The organism is Rhizobium sp. BK176 (assembly GCF_024808055.1).
The window spans coordinates 54,734-71,667 of record NZ_JANUBV010000009.1 but is presented as its reverse complement, the minus strand read 5'-3'; the positions used below and the strand labels follow the sequence as shown (position 1 = coordinate 71,667).

Here is a 16,934-nt window from a genome sequence, read left to right as displayed (position 1 = left end):
TCATCGGCGCGGTGTCACCATGGGTGTTGACGTCCGAACGTGCTCGGGCGCTCCGGCGAACGGTTATTGGCATAAAACGCCTTGTCGGTCGGGCTTGCAATCATTTAGCTAGGCCGAGATCAGAAAAGGGAACTCCATGGGCCGTTCATTTCAGACGCTTTCCTTCCTTGCCTCCTCGGCGACCGAGGCGCTGGCGGCGCGGGAAGAGCTGATTCGCATTTATGGCGACGTGCCCCCCGACGAGTCCGATGTCATCGTCGCCCTTGGTGGCGACGGCTTCATGCTGCAGACGCTGCACGGTACGATGAACTCGGGCAAGCTTGTCTACGGCATGAATCGCGGTTCGATCGGCTTCCTGATGAACGAATACCGAACGGAGAAACTTCAGGATCGGATCTGTGCGGCCGTCGAAAACGCATTTCACCCCTTACAGATGACGACCGCGAATTCGGACGGCTCGAATTCGACAGCACTTGCCATCAACGAAGTGTCGTTGTTCCGTCAGTCTTACCAGGCCGCCAAGCTTCGGGTTGAGGTCGATGGCGTCGTTCGCCTTGACGAGCTCATCTGTGACGGCCTGATGGTGGCAACGCCAGCGGGTTCGACGGCGTACAACCTCTCCGCCCATGGCCCAATCCTGCCGCTTGACGCGCCGCTGCTGGCGATGACACCCGTCAGCGCGTTTCGGCCGCGGCGTTGGCGCGGTGCGCTTTTGCCGAATAAGGTGACCGTCGATATCCATATTCTCGAGGCGGAGAAGCGCCCGGTGAACGCCGTTGCCGACAATACCGAAGTGAAATCGGTGCTTCACATTCGCATCGCTCAGTCGGAACATACCACGGCACGCATTCTTTCCGATCCTGATCGCTCATGGTCCGATCGTATTCTTGCCGAACAGTTTGAGGACTGAGAAATGGGGCTGCGACCAACGGCGCTTTGTGCAATGCTGCTCACAGCATCCTCGCTCTACGCTCAAACCGCGGCGGCGGATGATCCGATCCTGCCGGCTTCGATCATATTTGCGACCAGCACGGGTTACTGGGAAGACGACGGCACCGCACCTGCCGTTCAACGGGCACCATCGGCACCTCAGCCGACGGCATCGAGTCCCGCGACAGCCAAGCCGCGCCATGGTTACTACAACTGTTTGCGGTCCGGCAATCCGACCGCACGGCCAAGATCTACCTACAACAGATCGAGCAGGGGGACGGCGGGCCGGCGATCGCCTCGACGGTTGAATTGCAAGAACTCAACGAGCTAAAGCCATATGTCACCGACATCCGGCCAGAAAACTCCTCCGGAATGCTCAAGGAGCCCGGCCTTTTCGCTATGGTTTATCTGAAGACCGATCCGGATGCGGAATCGGAGACCTGGACGGTCGTCATCGACGAATTTGGTGAGGTCACTGTCGGGAAGGCAAGCAACTAACACTTTGCCGCTGAACGTCGCGCACCCCTAAGCCAACTGGCTTTGCCGATGAAAAAGGCCTCTTTCGAGGCCTTCTCAAATCCGGTTGACAGTAGTCAGTCAACGTCGTCGACGACCGCGTCCGGCTTGCCGCTGATGCGGTGCGCAAGAGCTGCTTCCATGAACTCGTCGAGTTCACCGTCCAACACGTCGCCTGGTGCTGTGCTCGCCACGCCGGTCCGCAGGTCCTTGACCAACTGATATGGTTGCAAGACGTACGAACGGATCTGGTGTCCCCAGCCAATGTCGGTTTTGGACGCCGCTTCTGCGTTTGCCGCTTCTTCGCGCTTCTTCAACTCCGCCTCGTACATGCGGGCACGCAGCATATCCCAGGCCTTGGCGCGGTTCTTGTGCTGCGAGCGCTCCTGCTGGCAGGCGACGACGATACCGGTCGGAATGTGCGTGATACGCACGGCCGAGTCGGTCGTGTTAACGTGCTGACCACCCGCTCCCGATGAACGGTAGGTATCGATGCGGCAATCGCTTTCATTGATCTCGATGTTGATCGAGTCGTCGACCACGGGATAAACCCAGATCGACGAGAAGGAGGTGTGGCGACGTGCATTGCTGTCATAGGGCGAGATGCGCACGAGGCGGTGAACGCCCGACTCGGTCTTCAGCCAACCATAAGCGTTGTGACCCTTCACCAGCAGCGTCGCGGACTTGATGCCCGCTTCTTCGCCGTCGTGGACTTCGAGAAGCTCGACCTTGAACTTCGAACGCTCGGCCCAGCGCGTGTACATGCGCAGAAGCATGTTGGCCCAGTCCTGGCTTTCCGTGCCGCCTGCGCCGGAGTGAACTTCCAGATAGCTGTCGTTGCTGTCGGCTTCGCCCGAAAGCATCGCTTCGACCTGACGCCGGGCAGCCTCGGCCTTCAATCCCTTGAGGGCATCTTCGGCGTCCTTGACGACGCTTTCGTCACCCTCTTCCTCGCCCATTTCGATGAGCTCGATATTGTCGGTCAGCTCCTGCTCGAGCTGCTTCACGCCATTGATGCCGTCGTCCAGCTGCTGGCGTTCGCGCATCAGCTTCTGTGCTTCCTGCGCATCGTTCCAGAGGGTCGGATCCTCTGCCTTGTTGTTCAACCAGTCCAGTCGCCTTACCGCCTGGTCCCAGTCAAAGATGCCTCCTCAGCAGGGTGATAGCCTGCTTGGTTTCATCGACCACGTTCTGGATTTCCGCTCGCATTTTCCTGCTTCTTTGCGTTGCTACGAAGATTGCCCGTCAGATAATTGTGGCGGCTGCGGATGTAAAGAGCCGCAGCCGCCACAAGAGTTCGGGGAAGACTTAGTAAAGGCCGCCGGCGCCGGACTGAACTGCCTGATTGGCCTGGGGAGAGGTCCGCAGAATCTCCTCAGGTGCCATAGCGTTGTCCATCCCGATGACCGACAGACTGTCGGCAGGACCGGTGCCGGGCTTGAAGGCTTCGATAATCGTGTTCGGATCACCCTGCGCGGCTGCCATACCGGTCTTGCGGTCGATCGGGATGAGGTTCATCCCGGCAGGAATAACGAATTTCGACTCGGGCATGTCCTTGACGGCCGTCTGCATGAATTCATTGAAGATCGGCGCCGACAGCGAGCCGCCGGTGCCGCCACGGCCAAGGGTCGAGGGCGAGTCGAACCCGATGTAGAGACCGGCGACGAGGTCCGGCGTGAACCCGACGAACCACGCATCCTTCTCGTCGTTGGTCGTCCCGGTCTTGCCCGCGACATCACGACCGCCGAGATCAATCTTGCCGGCTGCAGTGCCACGCTGGATGACGCCCTGCAGCATCGAGGTGATCTGGTACGAGGTCATCGGATCGAGAACGGTTTCGCGATTGTCGACGACGTTCGGTTCGTCCTGGTTTTGCCAGTCGCTGGCGTTGCAGCCCTCGCAAACGCGCTCTTCGTGCTTAAAGATCGTGCGTCCGTAGCGGTCCTGGATGCGGTCAACCAGTGTCGGCTTGATCTGCTTGCCGCCATTGGCGATGACGGAATAGGCCGACACCATGCGCAACACCGTCGTCTCGCCGGAACCCAAGGACATGGCGAGAACCGGCATCATGTGATCGTAGATGCCAAAGCGCTCGGCATATTCAGCAACGACATTCATGCCGAGGTCGTTGGCGAGGCGAACGGTCATGCGGTTGCGCGAGTGCTCGATAGCGAAGCGAAGCGTGTTGGCGCCACCACCCTCGCCTTCGTAGTTATCTGGCGCCCAAACCTGGCCATTGCCCGTCTGGATCGAGAGCGGATCGTCGCTAACGACCGAGGCCGGTGTGTAGCCGTTGTCCATGGCCGCCGCGTATACGAACGGCTTGAAGGACGATCCCGGCTGGCGCATCGCCTGGGTGGCACGGTTGAATTCCGATTGCGCATAGGAGAAGCCGCCGACCATGGCAAGCACGCGACCCGTTTTCGGATCCATCGCCACCAGGCCGCCCTCGACCTTTGGCGGCTGGCGAAGCCGGTAAGAATTGGAGCCCTCAGCACCCAGCCGCTCTACATAGACGACGTCACCGGCGGAGAGGACCCCTTCGGGCGACTTCGCCGTCTTCCGGCCAGTAGCGGAGCGATATGCCCACTGCAGGTTCTTGGCCTCGATGATCCCGCGCTCGCGCTCGGACGGAATCTTGCCCGCGCCGTCCTTGGGCGGCTGCAGGCCGATGTCGACGCTGTCGTCCGAGACAGCCAGCACAACAGCCAATTGCCATTCGGGGACATCCGTCAGTGCCGGAATATCGGCAAGCGCCTTGCCCCAATCGGCCGCAGTGTCGATCTGCTTGATCGGACCATGGAAGCCACGGCGCTCGTCATAATTCGTCAGACCATCCTGAAGGGCTTTGCGGGCGAAGACCTGTAGCTCGGGATCAAACGACGTGCGGACTGACAGACCGCCTTCGTACAGCATCTTCTCGCCGTACTGCTCGATCAGCTGGCGACGGACTGCCTCGGCAAAATAGCCGGATGCGAAGAGCGAGGGACCGCTGCTGCGACCGGTCACGCCAAGGGGCTGCTTCTTGGCTTCGGCGCCATCGGACTGGCTGACATAGCCATTCTCGACCATGCGATCGATGACCCAGTTGCGGCGGGTGACCGCTGCTTCGGGATGACGGAAGGGATGATAATTGGCCGGCCCCTTTGGCAGCGACGCAAGATAGGCCGCATCAGCGATCGTCAGTTCGTTCACCGACTTATTGAAATAGGTGAGCGACGCGCTGGCGATGCCGTAGGAGTTCAGACCGAAGAAGATCTCGTTCAGGTACAGCTCGAGGATCTTGTCCTTGCTGTAGGCCTGCTCGATACGGAAGGAGAGGATCGCTTCCTTCGCCTTGCGCTCCATCGTCTGCTCGCTGGAAAGCAGAAAGTTCTTGGCGACCTGTTGGGTGATGGTCGAGCCGCCCTGGGTCGGGCCGCCGGTCAGATAGGCGACCACTGCGCGAGCGAAGCCAGTCACGTCGATGCCGGGATGCTGATAGAAATTCTTGTCTTCAGCAGACAGGAAGGCAGCCTTGACGCGATCCGGGACTGCCTGGATCGGCAGGAACAGTCTGCGCTCCTTGGCATACTCCGCCATCAGCGCGCCGTTGCCTGCATGGACGCGGGTCGTTACCGGTGGCTCGTAGCTACTCAGCACTGCGTAGTCCGGAAGATCCTTCGTGACGGTTGCCAAATAAACGGCAACAATAGCCGCTACGCCCAGGAACAGGACGCAAGCCACTCCGAAGAAATATCCAAGAAGTCTAATCATATTTAAGCTACCGGTATCTCAATCATCGATCGGCGCGAGCGTAACAATCGCAGGGATCGGGCATCTTGCACGTTGGGCGACTTACTCCATGAGCGTTTTCGCCACAAGCCAATTCAGTTTCATCGATGGAAACACAAGGCTGAGTAACGGCGTGAATGTGAGTAAAATAGGGCCTTGAAGCGCTATTCCCACATTGAAATCGCGTTACCCCAGCAAGTGTCACATCTGCGCCACGGCCGCAATCAGCCACCATTTGCAACCATCGCCGTGCGGTAGTGTTTGACTGCCTCCGTCAGCAGATCTGCCATCCTTCCCCGCCATGCATCATCAAGCAGGAGCTTTTCGTCGTCCTTGTTCGAAAGGAAGCCCAATTCCAACAGGATAGACGGGACATCCGGCGCCTGCAGAACGCGGAAACCGGCATGGCGATGAGGATTGTTGATTGTCCCCACCTGATCCTTGAACGACGTGAGTACACTCTCCGCCAAGGAAATCGAAAAAGCCTGCGTTTCGCGGCGCGTCAGATCCAGCAGAATATCCGCGACCTCAGGAGGTTCGGCCACGGTCTCCTTGCCGGCAATCTGGTCTGAAAGATTTTCGCGGTCGGCGAGATCGGCTGCGAGCTTGTCCGAGGCCTTGTCGGAAATCGTGTAGACCGTCGCGCCGCGAATGTCCTTCTGCTTCAAGGTATCAGCGTGCATCGAAATGAATAGCCCTGCGTGGTTTTGGCGGGCAATCTCCACGCGCTCGGATAGCGACAGGAACGAGTCGTCACTTCTGGTCAGAAACGCCTTGATGCCAGTCTCCCGATTCAGTCTATCGGCCAGTGCCTTGGCAAAAGCGAGCGTTACGTCCTTCTCTTGCGTCTTGGTATCGACGCCAATTGCGCCGGTATCGATCCCTCCGTGGCCGGCATCGACAGCGATAATGAAATCGCCGTTGACCGGCTTCTCAGGCGCCGGAATTGCCCCGGTGGTCGGTTGGGGTGAAGGATCGCTCCATGATTGAGCCTTGACGAGGTCGGCGAACTTATCCTTGTCGGTCATCGCGGCGTCGAGGACTAGGCGATGACCCTTGCCGTCGTCATCCGCCTGAACCTTGGCCACTTCCAGCTTCACCGGTTTTTTGGCGGTCAGCACGATGCGGGCGCTGTCCTCATCCATCTTTCCGTAACGGATGTCCTTGAAAAGGCCCCTCGCCTCGAGATCGCCCGCCGGGAAGCCGAAAGCTGTCGCCGGAAGATCGATCACCACGCGTTCGGGATTGGCGATGTAATGAATCGAAAAATCCGGGGCGCGATCGAAGTCGATAACGATGCGAGTCCGGGCGTCATCGCCGATGATGCGGGCGCCATAGGCGAGCAGCGGATCGACCTTTGTCATCTCGTTTGCTCGTGCCGGTGGAGGAAACGCAAAGGCCATTGCGGCCGCAGCAACGGCCACCGCGCCGGCAAAACTCGTTTTCCGCCATCCGGATATCACCGACGCGGGTCGTACCCTCTTAAACAATCGACCGCCACACCTTAAATATCATTCCGATCAAGTTCTCCCGGTAAACGCGAATTCGCCGGTACCGGCGCCGTTCGCGGCCATGGAGCCGAATCGGCGCCCTTAATCCCCGATTTTGTATGCCTTCCAAAATCCATCAATATTATGGCACATTTGGCTTTTCCCTTGCTATTGTGACAGAGAAAACATACAAGGATTTTTAGGGTAGAAGTGCTGACGGGATAGAGTCGCCTGCACGGCAGCCAAACCGCAAGGGAACTGGCGCCACAACCGGCAATCGTCCGCCGTCTTATGTGTTTCCACTCGAAATTGGATCCTGAATTTTCCTGCGTATGCGGGAACTTCATCGGTGGGATAGCCACCAACCGCTCTTTACAGAGAGAGCAAACTCATCGGACCTGAACAAGGTCTTAGTTTTGTTGATCTCGCTTGGTCTTTGATGGTGTCGCAGCAGGTTTTATCTGAAGTCTACAGGCCCCGGGAGAACGTCTCCCCCGCTGCTGTCTGGCTGCTGCTTTCCACACCGCACCAATCGCGACTTTCATTATCCGGCGCCGCATTGACGAGCCGCACCCCTCCTGTCTCATCGACCCGAGGGGATGCCGACGTTCGACCGCGCCGAGGAGCACACCTTACATGGCAGACAAGATGCTTATCGACGCGTCTCACGAGGAAGAGACGCGCGTTGTTGTCGTTCGCGGAAACCGCATAGAAGAATTTGACTTCGAGTCACAGCACAAGAAGCAGATCCGCGGCAACATCTATCTCGCAAAGGTAACGAGGGTCGAACCCTCGTTGCAGGCAGCCTTCGTTGATTACGGCGGCAACCGGCACGGCTTCCTGGCCTTTGCCGAAATCCACCCCGACTACTACCAAATCCCGCTTGCCGATCGTCAGGCCCTGCTTCGCGCCGAAGCCGAAGAGCATCGCCGCGACGACGACGTAGAACACGTCGAGACGGCGCCGGTCGATCTCTCCACTCAGGAACAGCCTGACGTTGGCGTCGCAGCGGCGGTCGCCGAAGCGCCGGCAGCCGAAGCAGCTCCTGAAGTAGACCCTGCCGCAGCAACCGAGACGGTCGAGGCCGTTGCGGAAGTTGCCGAGGAAGCGCCAGCCAAGAAGGCAAAGCCCCGCCGCAGCCGCAAGAAGGCAGCGCCTGCTGTTGAAGCGCCTGCAAGCGACGAGCCTGCCAGCGAAGCGGCCGCCGACAACGACGACGAAGGCTCCTCTGGTAGCCAGATGGCCGCGATGGTCGAAACCGACTCGATCTCCGAAGAGGTCGACGCCCGCCGTCGCAGCGACGATGACGATGACGACGATCACGACCATGAAGAGGAAGTGATCGAATCCGTCGGCGCCGAAGACGCGATGGAAGAAGTTCCCGATCGCGTCCAGCGCAAGCCGCGCAAGCAGTATCGCATCCAGGAAGTCATCAAGCGCCGCCAAATCCTGCTAGTACAGGTGGCAAAGGAAGAGCGTGGCAACAAGGGTGCCGCCCTGACGACCTATCTTTCGCTGGCCGGCCGTTACTCCGTCCTCATGCCGAATACGGCGCGTGGCGGCGGCATCTCCCGCAAGATCACCAATCCGCAGGATCGCAAGCGCCTGAAGGAAATCGCTCGGATGCTCGAAGTGCCGCAGGGCATGGGCGTCATCCTGCGCACCGCAGGTGCAAACCGCACCAAGGTCGAGGTCAAGCGCGACTTCGAATATCTGATGCGTCTGTGGGAAAACGTCCGCACGCTGACGCTGCAGTCGACCGCTCCCTGCCTCGTCTACGAGGAAGGATCGCTCATCAAGCGTTCGATCCGCGATCTCTACAACAAGGATATCAGCGAGATCATCGTTGCCGGCGAAGAAGGTTATCGTGAAGCGAAAGACTTCATGAAGATGCTGATGCCGAGCCACGCCAAGGTGGTTCAGCCGTACCGCGACATCCATCCGATCTTCTCGCGCTCCGGCATCGAGGCGCAGCTCGATCGCATGCTGCAGCCACAGGTGACGCTGAAGTCGGGCGGCTATCTGATCATGAACCAGACAGAAGCGCTGGTTTCGATCGACGTCAACTCCGGCCGTTCGACGCGCGAGCACTCGATCGAAGATACCGCGCTGCAGACGAACCTCGAAGCGGCGGAAGAAATCGCCCGTCAACTTCGCCTGCGCGACCTTGCCGGTCTGATCGTCATCGACTTCATCGACATGGAAGAAAAGCGCAACAACCGCGCCGTCGAGAAGAAGCTGAAGGAATGCCTGAAGAACGATCGCGCCCGCATTCAGGTCGGTCGCATCTCTCACTTCGGCCTTCTGGAAATGTCGCGCCAGCGCATCCGCGCTTCCGTTCTCGAATCAACGACGCAGGTCTGCTCGCATTGCGGCGGTACCGGCCACGTGCGTTCGCAGTCTTCCGTTGCCCTGCATGTCCTGCGCGGTATCGAGGAATACCTGCTGAAGAACACCACGCATGACATCACGGTTCGCACGACGCCTGATATCGCGCTCTATTTGCTCAACCATAAGCGCCAGACGATCGTTGACTACGAAGCCCGCTTCGGTGTCGCGATCATCGTCGATGCAGACGGCTCGGTTGGGTCGCAGCACTTTGCAATCGACCGTGGCGAGCCGGTCGAGAACCCGGTCAAGATCGAGAGCCTGTTCAACTTTGCCGCCATCCCCGATGACGAGGACGACGATATAGTTGTCGAAGTCGACGAGGAGGAAGAAGAAGAACTGGAAGCAAAGCCGGCTGCTGCGGAACGTCCGGCACAGCGCACCGAAGGCGATGGCGAAGGCCGCAAGCGCAAGCGTCGGCGTCGGCGTCGGGGCCGCAACGGCAATGGCGAAGCGGTAGCCGCTGACAACACGTCGGCCGACGCTGAGGAAGAAGGCGACCTGACCGACGGTGATGACGAGGATGAAGGCGACGAGAGCATTGCTGCCACCTCTGAGGCGCGTGAAGAAGGTGATGAGACCCAGCGCCGCAAGCGCCGTCGTCGTGGCAAGCGCGGCGGTCGCCGCAACCGCGAGGAAGGCGGCGAGCAGGCGGGCTCTGAGGCCGAGCTGGCAAGTGATGATGCTGGAGAGGGCGAGACAGAAGTGACCGCTGCCGAAGTCATCGAGGTTACCGCCGAAGAAGCCGTCGAGGCTCAGCCGGCGATGGCCGCCGTCGAGACGGGCGCGTCGGTTACCGAGGACGTGAAGCCGAAGCGCGCACGTCGAAGCCGCAAGGCATCGCCGGTCGAAGAGCCTGTTGTGGAAGTTGCAGAGGAGACGACACCGGCTGTCGAGGCTGATGTTGAAGTCGAGGCCGCGGCCGCAGACCTCGCAACGCCGGCCGCAGAGGAAGCAAAGCCTGTCCGCGCCAACAGAGAGTCGAACATCTCCTCGTCCGAACCGACGGTTAAGTCGACCCGCGGCGATGCTGCGGAGGGCGAAGGCGACAAGCCGAAGAAAGCTGGCTGGTGGCAGCGCCGCGGTTTTTTCTAAGATGGATATTCGGTGATAAGTAATACAGTCCGGCTGCGGCGACGCAGCCGGATTTTTTATGTCAACCGCGCGCTCGATGCATTGCTTGCGTTATCGCGAGGAGCATCGCGAGATGCGACATGGCCTTTTGACGGCACAGTTGCGCCCAAGTGTCCGTTCTTTTTGTCGGCAACTGCTGCTTTCGTCCGCATGCGGAGCGGCTTCCCATCCACATGATCTATGTCGAATGAATTCGTCTTCTTGACCAGATCGCTTAGCTTCCGGAAGCCATATGTCCGCGGATCGAAGTCCGACGCCAGATTTGCGAGTTGCGCTCCGACTGCACTGAGCGATACCCATCCATCTTCACTCTCCATCTGCGCAATGACCTTCTTGATAACGGGCGTCGCTGCACTCGGCTGGCGGAGCGAGGGCGCTTGCGTCGCCTCAGTGCCGTTTGATGATGCCGTGGGCACTAGGTTCTCAGTATAGATAAATCTACGGCAAGCCTGACGGAAACTCTCAGGGGCCTTCTGCGCACCAAACCCGAAAACATCGAGGCCTTGCTCACGGATCCGCAAGGCTAATCGGGTGAAATCGCTGTCCGAGGAAACAAGACAAAACCCATCGAAGCGGCCGGTATGCAGGAGATCCATGGCGTCAATGACAAGCGCAATATCGGAAGCGTTCTTGCCCGTGGTGTATGCGAATTGCTGTTGAGGGATTATCGCGTGTCGCACCAGCACGTCGTTCCACGCTTTTGAGCAGGAACTGGCGAAGTCGCCATAGATGCGGCGCACGCTTGCCTCGCCAAGCTTAGCGATCGCTTCGAACAAGCCGGCGGCGATTTTTGCAGAAGTGTTATCAGCATCAATAAGCACGGCAAGTCGCGGCGTACGGCGCTCGGGCATTCATAGCTCCAGTCTCTCGTGATAGACCGGCGCCCAGCATCAACCAGCCAACTACTGCCCGCAACTATTAGTAATAAAGTTAGTAAATGACACGTCGACCGCCTGTCTCTTCCTCACGAGGCAGGCGGCACGTCCATCCCGCTTCCAGCGTTAGGGTGAGGTCGTCGCAGATCCTGGCAGCGCGTTTCACTCGCGCTCGGAAATCATGGTCTCTCGCGGATACTCTCCGCAGAAACCCCGCCAGTTGGCGATCGTGAAACCAAAAACCACAAGCGCTCCTGCTTGATGCAGCAGCCCCCAATGAAGCGGGACCTCCAGCAACAAGGTAGCGATTCCAATCGCCGCCTGTATCGTCACCAGTGCAAACAGGACGACGGCGCGCCGAGCATGGGTCGTGGACGGCGCAGCGGTCAGAGCAATGATCATGTTGACAAGCGTCAGCGCGAAAAGGGTATAGGCCCCCAGTCGATGAACGAACTGCACCGTCTTTGGGTTCTCGAAGAAATTGATCCAGGCCGGTTGCTGTATCAACAGGTCGGAGGGCACGAGGGCACCATCCATCAACGGCCAAGTATTGTAGGTAAAGCCGGCATCGAGGCCCGCTACGAGTGCGCCGAGGTAGATCTGGAATAGCGCAAACGCCGCAATTGCGCCCGCCCAGACATACGAGCTCCGCGTAGGCGCCGGGTCGTCGGAGTGCGGTGCGAGACCCCGCATGATCCACATGCAGGAGGCGAAGATCAGACAGGCCATCACAAGGTGCGTGGCCAGCCTGTATTGGCTGACGTCGGTTCGGACCGAAAGCCCCGACGATACCATCCACCAGCCGATCGCGCCCTGCAGACCGCCCAGCATCAGGATCCCGAAAAGAGGCCAGCGCAGCCGTCTCTCCACCCTACCCGTGATCCAGAAATACAATAACGGCAGTGCGAAGATGACACCAATGCCGCGCGCGAGCAGCCGGTGTGCCCACTCCCACCAAAAGATGCCCTTGAATTCGTCAACGGTCATGCCGCTGTTCATCTGCTGATACTCGGGAATGCGCTGGTAGAGCTTGAATTCCTCTTCCCATTCGGCGGCGTTCAGAGGCGGAATGACGCCGTGGATGGGCTTCCACTCGGTGATCGACAGGCCCGAATTCGTTAGCCTAGTGGCACCCCCGACGATTACCAGACAGAACAATGCCAGGAGCACGAAGCCCAGCCAGATGCGGACAGCGCGGCGATTGCCGTCCTGCCGGCGGATCTCGCGCAGGATCTGCTGTTCAGTGCTCAAGTTCGCGATGGCCATGGCTGCTCCTTACTTCCGGCAGTTGATTTGCCTGAGCAGCTCATGCAAAACAAGCCCTGAACCTTTGCGGCATGCCGTCGCGGCAATCCGAACACCACTGCGAAAGATATTTGATGCCAGTCCGCCTCCGCAAATTCATCGGTACGATCCTGATTGTCGTGCTCGTACTCGCCTATGCGGTGCTCGCAAACACGATTGCCGTTGCAACGCTCGGCAACGCGCCATGGTGGGGGCAACTCCTCTACTTTTTCCTGACCGGCCTGTTATGGGTGCTCCCCGCCATGGTCATCATCAAATGGATGGCCGGACCGAAGCAGCAGTGAGCCGTTAACGCCGGGATAACCCTGATCGATGGAAAGGACGGTGCCACGTCTCTCATAAACGAATTGGATGCCCCGCCGCCCTATTCTCCGCTCCGGCAAGTCAGACCGGAGAGAGACCGTGCAGGCGCAAACGCTTCCTGTTCCAGATAGACCGCATCATTCAGCAGAGTCCGACGGTTGCGAACTCGAAATCACCGTCTTGGACAGTCTGGCACCACTGGAAGTGCGTTGGCGGGAGCTTGATCGCGACAATCTGAATTCGCTGCATCAGGGCATCGACTGGTGCATGTCCTGGGCCAAAGCCCATGTGAACCCGTTGTCAATTGTCTGGGGCAGGCTTGGCGCGGAAACAGCATTCATTCTGCCAGTGGAAATCAACAGGTTTCATGGGTTCCGCACCGCGAGATTCATCGCTGCCGATCACAGCAATATCAACACTGGTCTCTTCACAACGCGCTTCATCGAACTGGCCAAGGATCTCGAGCCGGAAAAGTTCGCAGGGCTGCTGCGTCGGGCGCTGATTGGGCGTGCCGACCTTCTCTTGCTGCAGAACATCCCGTTGGAATGGCGGGGCCGCCGTAATCCCTTGGCGTTGTTGCCGATGGTGCAAAACCAGAACCATGCCTACCAGCTTCCCCTTTTCGAGAACATGGAAGCAACAGTCCAACAGTTGAATGCGAAGGGACGGCGCAAGAAGTTCCGAACCCAACTGAGACGCCTGGAGGCGCTCGGCGGATTCGACTATGTCGCCGGCGGCACGGCGGATGAACAACATAAGTTGCTCGATCGTTTCTTCACACAGAAGAGCGAGCGGTTTCAGGCACTCGGCCTGCCGGACGTGTTTGCAGATCAGGCAACGAAAACCTTCCTGCATGGCGCAATCGACATCCGCGAACGCGAGAACTCCATGGTGGGATTGGAGATGCACGCGATCCGCTTGAAGGGCGAGCATGATGGCCATATCGCCGCGATCGCCGGTATTTCGCGCAAGGGAGACCACGTCATCTGCCAGCTCAGCGCGATCGATGAGAGTGTGGCGGCAGAGGCAAGCCCCGGCGAGTTCCTATTCTGGCAGATGATCGCCGGTCAGCACGGCAAGGGTGTCAGCCTGTTCGACTTCGGCCTTGGCGACCAGGGCTACAAGCGCTCCTGGGCGCCTGTGGAGACCGAGCACTATGACCTCGTTCTGCCGCTTTCCCTAAGGGGTAGTGTCGGTGGTGTGGTGCATCGCGCGATCACGAGAGGCAAAGCCTTCATCAAGTCTCGCGCGAAGATTTACCGCGTTGCGCAACGCATACGCCGGGCAATCCGTGTTTGATCAGGCGGCACGCTGCGACAGCGCACTTTCGATAGGCTCGCTGCCATCGGACATCAGCACCACACGTTCGTAGCCTGCCGCTTCGAACTCGGTCATGGCCGTGACGAACTCCTGTTCGACGATCTCGGGCATCGACAGGATGATTTCGACGTCCTTGCTTTGCGTCAGGCGCGAAACGCCGGCGACATCAGCGGCGCCGCATTCCACGATCACCAAATCGTAGGCCGAGACCAGAGCGTCCAGCAGAAGCGAGAGACGAGCGGCGCCGCGCATTGCCCGATGCGGATCGCTAATCCCCTGCGGAATGAAGTGTGCGTCCGAGCGACTATCGCCGTGGATTGTGTCCCCAAAGGCCGCATCCCCGCATAGCAAGTCGGTTATGCCAAGCATGCTGCGATCTTCGGCCATTAGGTCGGTCGGCAGGCCAGAGCCTGTCATGTCGACCAGAATGACACGCGAGCCATCCTCCGCCAACTTGCGGGCAAGTGATACGGTCGCCGCGGATCCGTCGTCACCGGTCGGTGAAATGGCAATTGCCAGAGGCGCCCTGCTGCCGCGAAGGTAGTCGGACACGGATGCGATCGAGAACTCGCTCGCCTCGACAACCGGTTCATCCTCTTGCGTTTCGGCCGGCGGCTCATCGTCTGCGGGCGTTGCCAGCAGGCTCGGCGTAGCGATCCGCTTCGGGAGAACACTCGTCGCTGTCGGTTCGTCGGCTTCCTCGCGCGCGTCCTCCTCAGGAGACCCTACCGGACGGAGTGCCCGTCCGCTGAAGAGTTCGGCGAGCATGACCGTGATCGAGGTCATGATAAGAGTTGCCAAGGCAGCGACAATGACGATCGGCACAAGTTTGGGGAAATAAGGGTCGACAGGTTGGATGGCCTTCGACACAACGCGAGCGTCGGCCGGGCTCGAATTCTTGTCGGCACGCGAAGCCGCCTCGCGATAGCGAGACAGGTAGGTCTCCAAAAGCTGGCGCTGAGCCGCGGCTTCCCGCGTCAAGGCGTTCAGACCGACTTCGTCTTCGCCGGCCTGCGCGCTGTTGGCCTTGAGCTTGTCGGCCTGCTGTTCCAGTTCCTTTTGGCGGACAGCGGAGACCTTCGCTTCGTTCTCAATACTCGCCAGGATTTTCTGCGTCTCCTGCCGGATCTGCGCCTTGATATCCGAAAGCTGGGCGCGAAGGCTCTTCAGACGCGGGTGGTTGTTGAGCAACGATGTCTGCAGGTCTGAGATCTGGGACTGCAGTCCTGACTCCGTGCTCTTCAACCGCTGCATGGACTGAGACGACATGATGTCCTGCAACGTATCGGATGCCTCGCCGGCCGAGAGAGCATTGCGCACCGACTGGGCGCGCGCCTCGGCATTGGCACGATCTCCGCGGACGCGAGTCAGCTCCGCCGAAATATCGTTCAATTGTTGCGTTGGAAAATTCGCCCCACCGTTGGTCGGCAACAGGCCGTGCTCGGCACGATATTCGGCGACCTTTTGCTCGGCGTCATTTACCTTCTGGCGGAGGTTTTGGATCTCTGGTTCCAGCCAGCGTGTCGCCTCGGAGTTCGAGGCTAGTTTCGCGCCGCTCTGGGTAGCAAGATAGACCGCCGCCATCGCGTTCGGGATCACTGCCGCAAGCTTCGGATCCTTCGAGGTGAAGGTGATGCCGATTACACGCGACCCCGGAACCTGATAGACCTGCAGCCTCTCCGTGAACGCGTCGATCACGCGCTCTTCGGGGGGATTTTCATAGGGATTTTTCTTGAGGTGGAGAGCCACCAGAATATCTGTCAGCGCCGAGCCGTTCGCGGCCGCATCGAATTCCGGCAGATCATATAGCTTCTGGCTATTGATAACCTGCTTGATGAGGTCCGCCGACTGGAGTAGCTGCACCTGGCTCGCAATGTTGAGTTCGTCCAGCAATGGACCGGCGTTGGCATCGGCTGCTTGGGCATTGGCGAAGGCCGGTGCGCGCGGCTCGATCAGGATGCGCGTTTCGCTTCGGTACTTCGGCGAGATCATCTTTGCGCCCGTGAAGGCGACCCCTGCCCCCAACGCGGTGATTGCCAGAACCTTCAGCCGGCGTGCCCAAACGGCGCGGACTAATTGCCCGAGATCGATGTCCACATCCTGATTACCCGATACGCCGGACATGCTTGTACTCCAAGAACAAACGTGGCCGCGAGGGTAAATGACTATAGTAACCCAACGGTTAATGCTTGCTCCCGCATTCCGGCGACACGTCGCACTCGTCGATGCTAAAAAAGATCGCCGGTTTTTACCGACCATTAACCCTAACGGATTGATAACGGCTGAGACCGAATTCGTTTTTCTACGAGCAGACGCGATGCCTTTCGCACAGCCCAAGTTCCTGATGGCTCTGAGCCTCGCCGCCATGACCGCGGTCCTGAGCGGCTGCAACAGCTACAAGCCGGCGCCTCAGGCTTTCAACCAGGCGACGATCCAGCCCTATTCGCTGGACAGCGGCGACCGGCTGCGCATTACCGTGTTCGATCAACCGAGCATGACCAACACCTACACGATCGACCAGGCTGGTTACATCGCCTTCCCGCTTGTTGGCCAGGTTCCGGCCCGCGGGCGGACGCTGCAGCAGCTTTCGGGCCAGATTGCCCAGAAACTCCGGCAAGGCTACCTGCGTGATCCCGATGTCACGATCGATGTCGACCGCTACCGCTCGATCTTCGTTATGGGGGAAGTCGGCCAGTCCGGCCAATATGCCTACGTCCCCGGGATGACGGTGCAGAACGCCGTCGCCGTTGCCGGCGGCTTCAGCTCGCGTGCCAATCAAGGCGCCGTCGACGTGACCCGCAAGATTAACGGGCAGGTACTCACCGGTCGCGTCAACATCTCGTCGGCGATCATCGCCGGTGACACGATCTACGTTCGTGAACGACTGTTCTGATCCTCA

General features: G+C 59.4%; 11 protein-coding genes and 1 pseudogene. 6 read left to right on the top strand and 6 right to left on the bottom strand.

Annotated elements, in window-relative coordinates; genetic code table 11:
- Positions 1-136: 136 nt before the first annotated feature.
- Positions 137-910: an NAD kinase gene (locus FHT76_RS24265; protein WP_183859280.1), complete on the top strand. Its 774-nt coding sequence runs from the start codon at positions 137-139 to the stop codon at positions 908-910.
- A 3-nt stretch (positions 911-913) separates the two neighbouring features.
- Positions 914-1,428: pseudogene (locus FHT76_RS24260) on the top strand (hypothetical protein).
- Positions 1,429-1,523: 95 nt separating this feature from the next.
- Here the strand turns inward: FHT76_RS24260 and prfB are convergent.
- The 3 genes from prfB to FHT76_RS24245 all read right to left on the bottom strand — a co-directional run bounded on the left by prfB (position 1,524) and on the right by FHT76_RS24245 (position 6,710).
- A protein-coding gene (gene prfB, locus FHT76_RS24255) for a peptide chain release factor 2 (RefSeq protein ID WP_141652299.1) occupies positions 1,524-2,655 on the bottom strand; the annotation gives its coding sequence in 2 pieces (ribosomal slippage) (positions 1,524-2,585 and positions 2,587-2,655; 1,131 coding nt in all).
- 99 nt (positions 2,656-2,754) lie between these two features.
- Positions 2,755-5,202 (bottom strand): penicillin-binding protein 1A, encoded by a 2,448-nt coding sequence (locus tag FHT76_RS24250; protein WP_114712272.1) that lies wholly within the window; start codon positions 5,200-5,202, stop codon positions 2,755-2,757.
- Positions 5,203-5,444: 242 nt separating this feature from the next.
- Positions 5,445-6,710, bottom strand: a complete 1,266-nt coding sequence (locus tag FHT76_RS24245) for an N-acetylmuramoyl-L-alanine amidase (protein WP_183859283.1) — start codon at positions 6,708-6,710, stop codon at positions 5,445-5,447.
- Positions 6,711-7,346: 636 nt separating this feature from the next.
- Here FHT76_RS24245 and FHT76_RS24240 point away from each other — a divergent pair.
- On the top strand, positions 7,347-10,193 hold the full coding sequence (locus FHT76_RS24240; RefSeq protein WP_183859285.1) for a ribonuclease E/G: 2,847 nt from the start codon (positions 7,347-7,349) through the stop codon (positions 10,191-10,193).
- Positions 10,194-10,249: 56 nt separating this feature from the next.
- On the opposite strand, the gene FHT76_RS24235 is transcribed toward FHT76_RS24240, so the two are convergent.
- Positions 10,250-11,083 carry an NYN domain-containing protein gene (locus tag FHT76_RS24235; protein WP_183859287.1) on the bottom strand — a complete coding sequence of 278 codons (834 nt, stop codon included), beginning with the start codon at positions 11,081-11,083 and terminating at the stop codon, positions 10,250-10,252.
- Positions 11,084-11,269: 186 nt separating this feature from the next.
- Positions 11,270-12,373, bottom strand: coding sequence for a COX15/CtaA family protein (locus FHT76_RS24230; RefSeq protein WP_183859289.1), 1,104 nt, complete (start codon positions 12,371-12,373; stop codon positions 11,270-11,272).
- A 113-nt stretch (positions 12,374-12,486) separates the two neighbouring features.
- Here FHT76_RS24230 and FHT76_RS24225 point away from each other — a divergent pair, with 113 nt between their 5' ends.
- Entirely contained in the window at positions 12,487-12,696 is a 210-nt protein-coding gene (locus FHT76_RS24225) for a DUF2842 domain-containing protein (RefSeq protein WP_007801121.1), read from the top strand.
- A 118-nt stretch (positions 12,697-12,814) separates the two neighbouring features.
- Entirely contained in the window at positions 12,815-14,014 is a 1,200-nt protein-coding gene (locus tag FHT76_RS24220; protein ID WP_259129370.1) for a GNAT family N-acetyltransferase, read from the top strand.
- Here the strand turns inward: FHT76_RS24220 and FHT76_RS24215 are convergent, their stop codons facing one another.
- Entirely contained in the window at positions 14,015-16,159 is a 2,145-nt protein-coding gene (locus tag FHT76_RS24215) for a GumC family protein (protein WP_183859293.1), read from the bottom strand.
- Positions 16,160-16,352: 193 nt separating this feature from the next.
- Between FHT76_RS24215 and FHT76_RS24210 the strand changes: the two genes are divergently transcribed.
- A complete protein-coding gene (locus FHT76_RS24210) occupies positions 16,353-16,928 on the top strand; it encodes a polysaccharide biosynthesis/export family protein (protein ID WP_183859295.1) in 576 nt (191 codons plus the stop codon).
- The last annotated feature ends 6 nt before the right edge of the window (positions 16,929-16,934 follow it).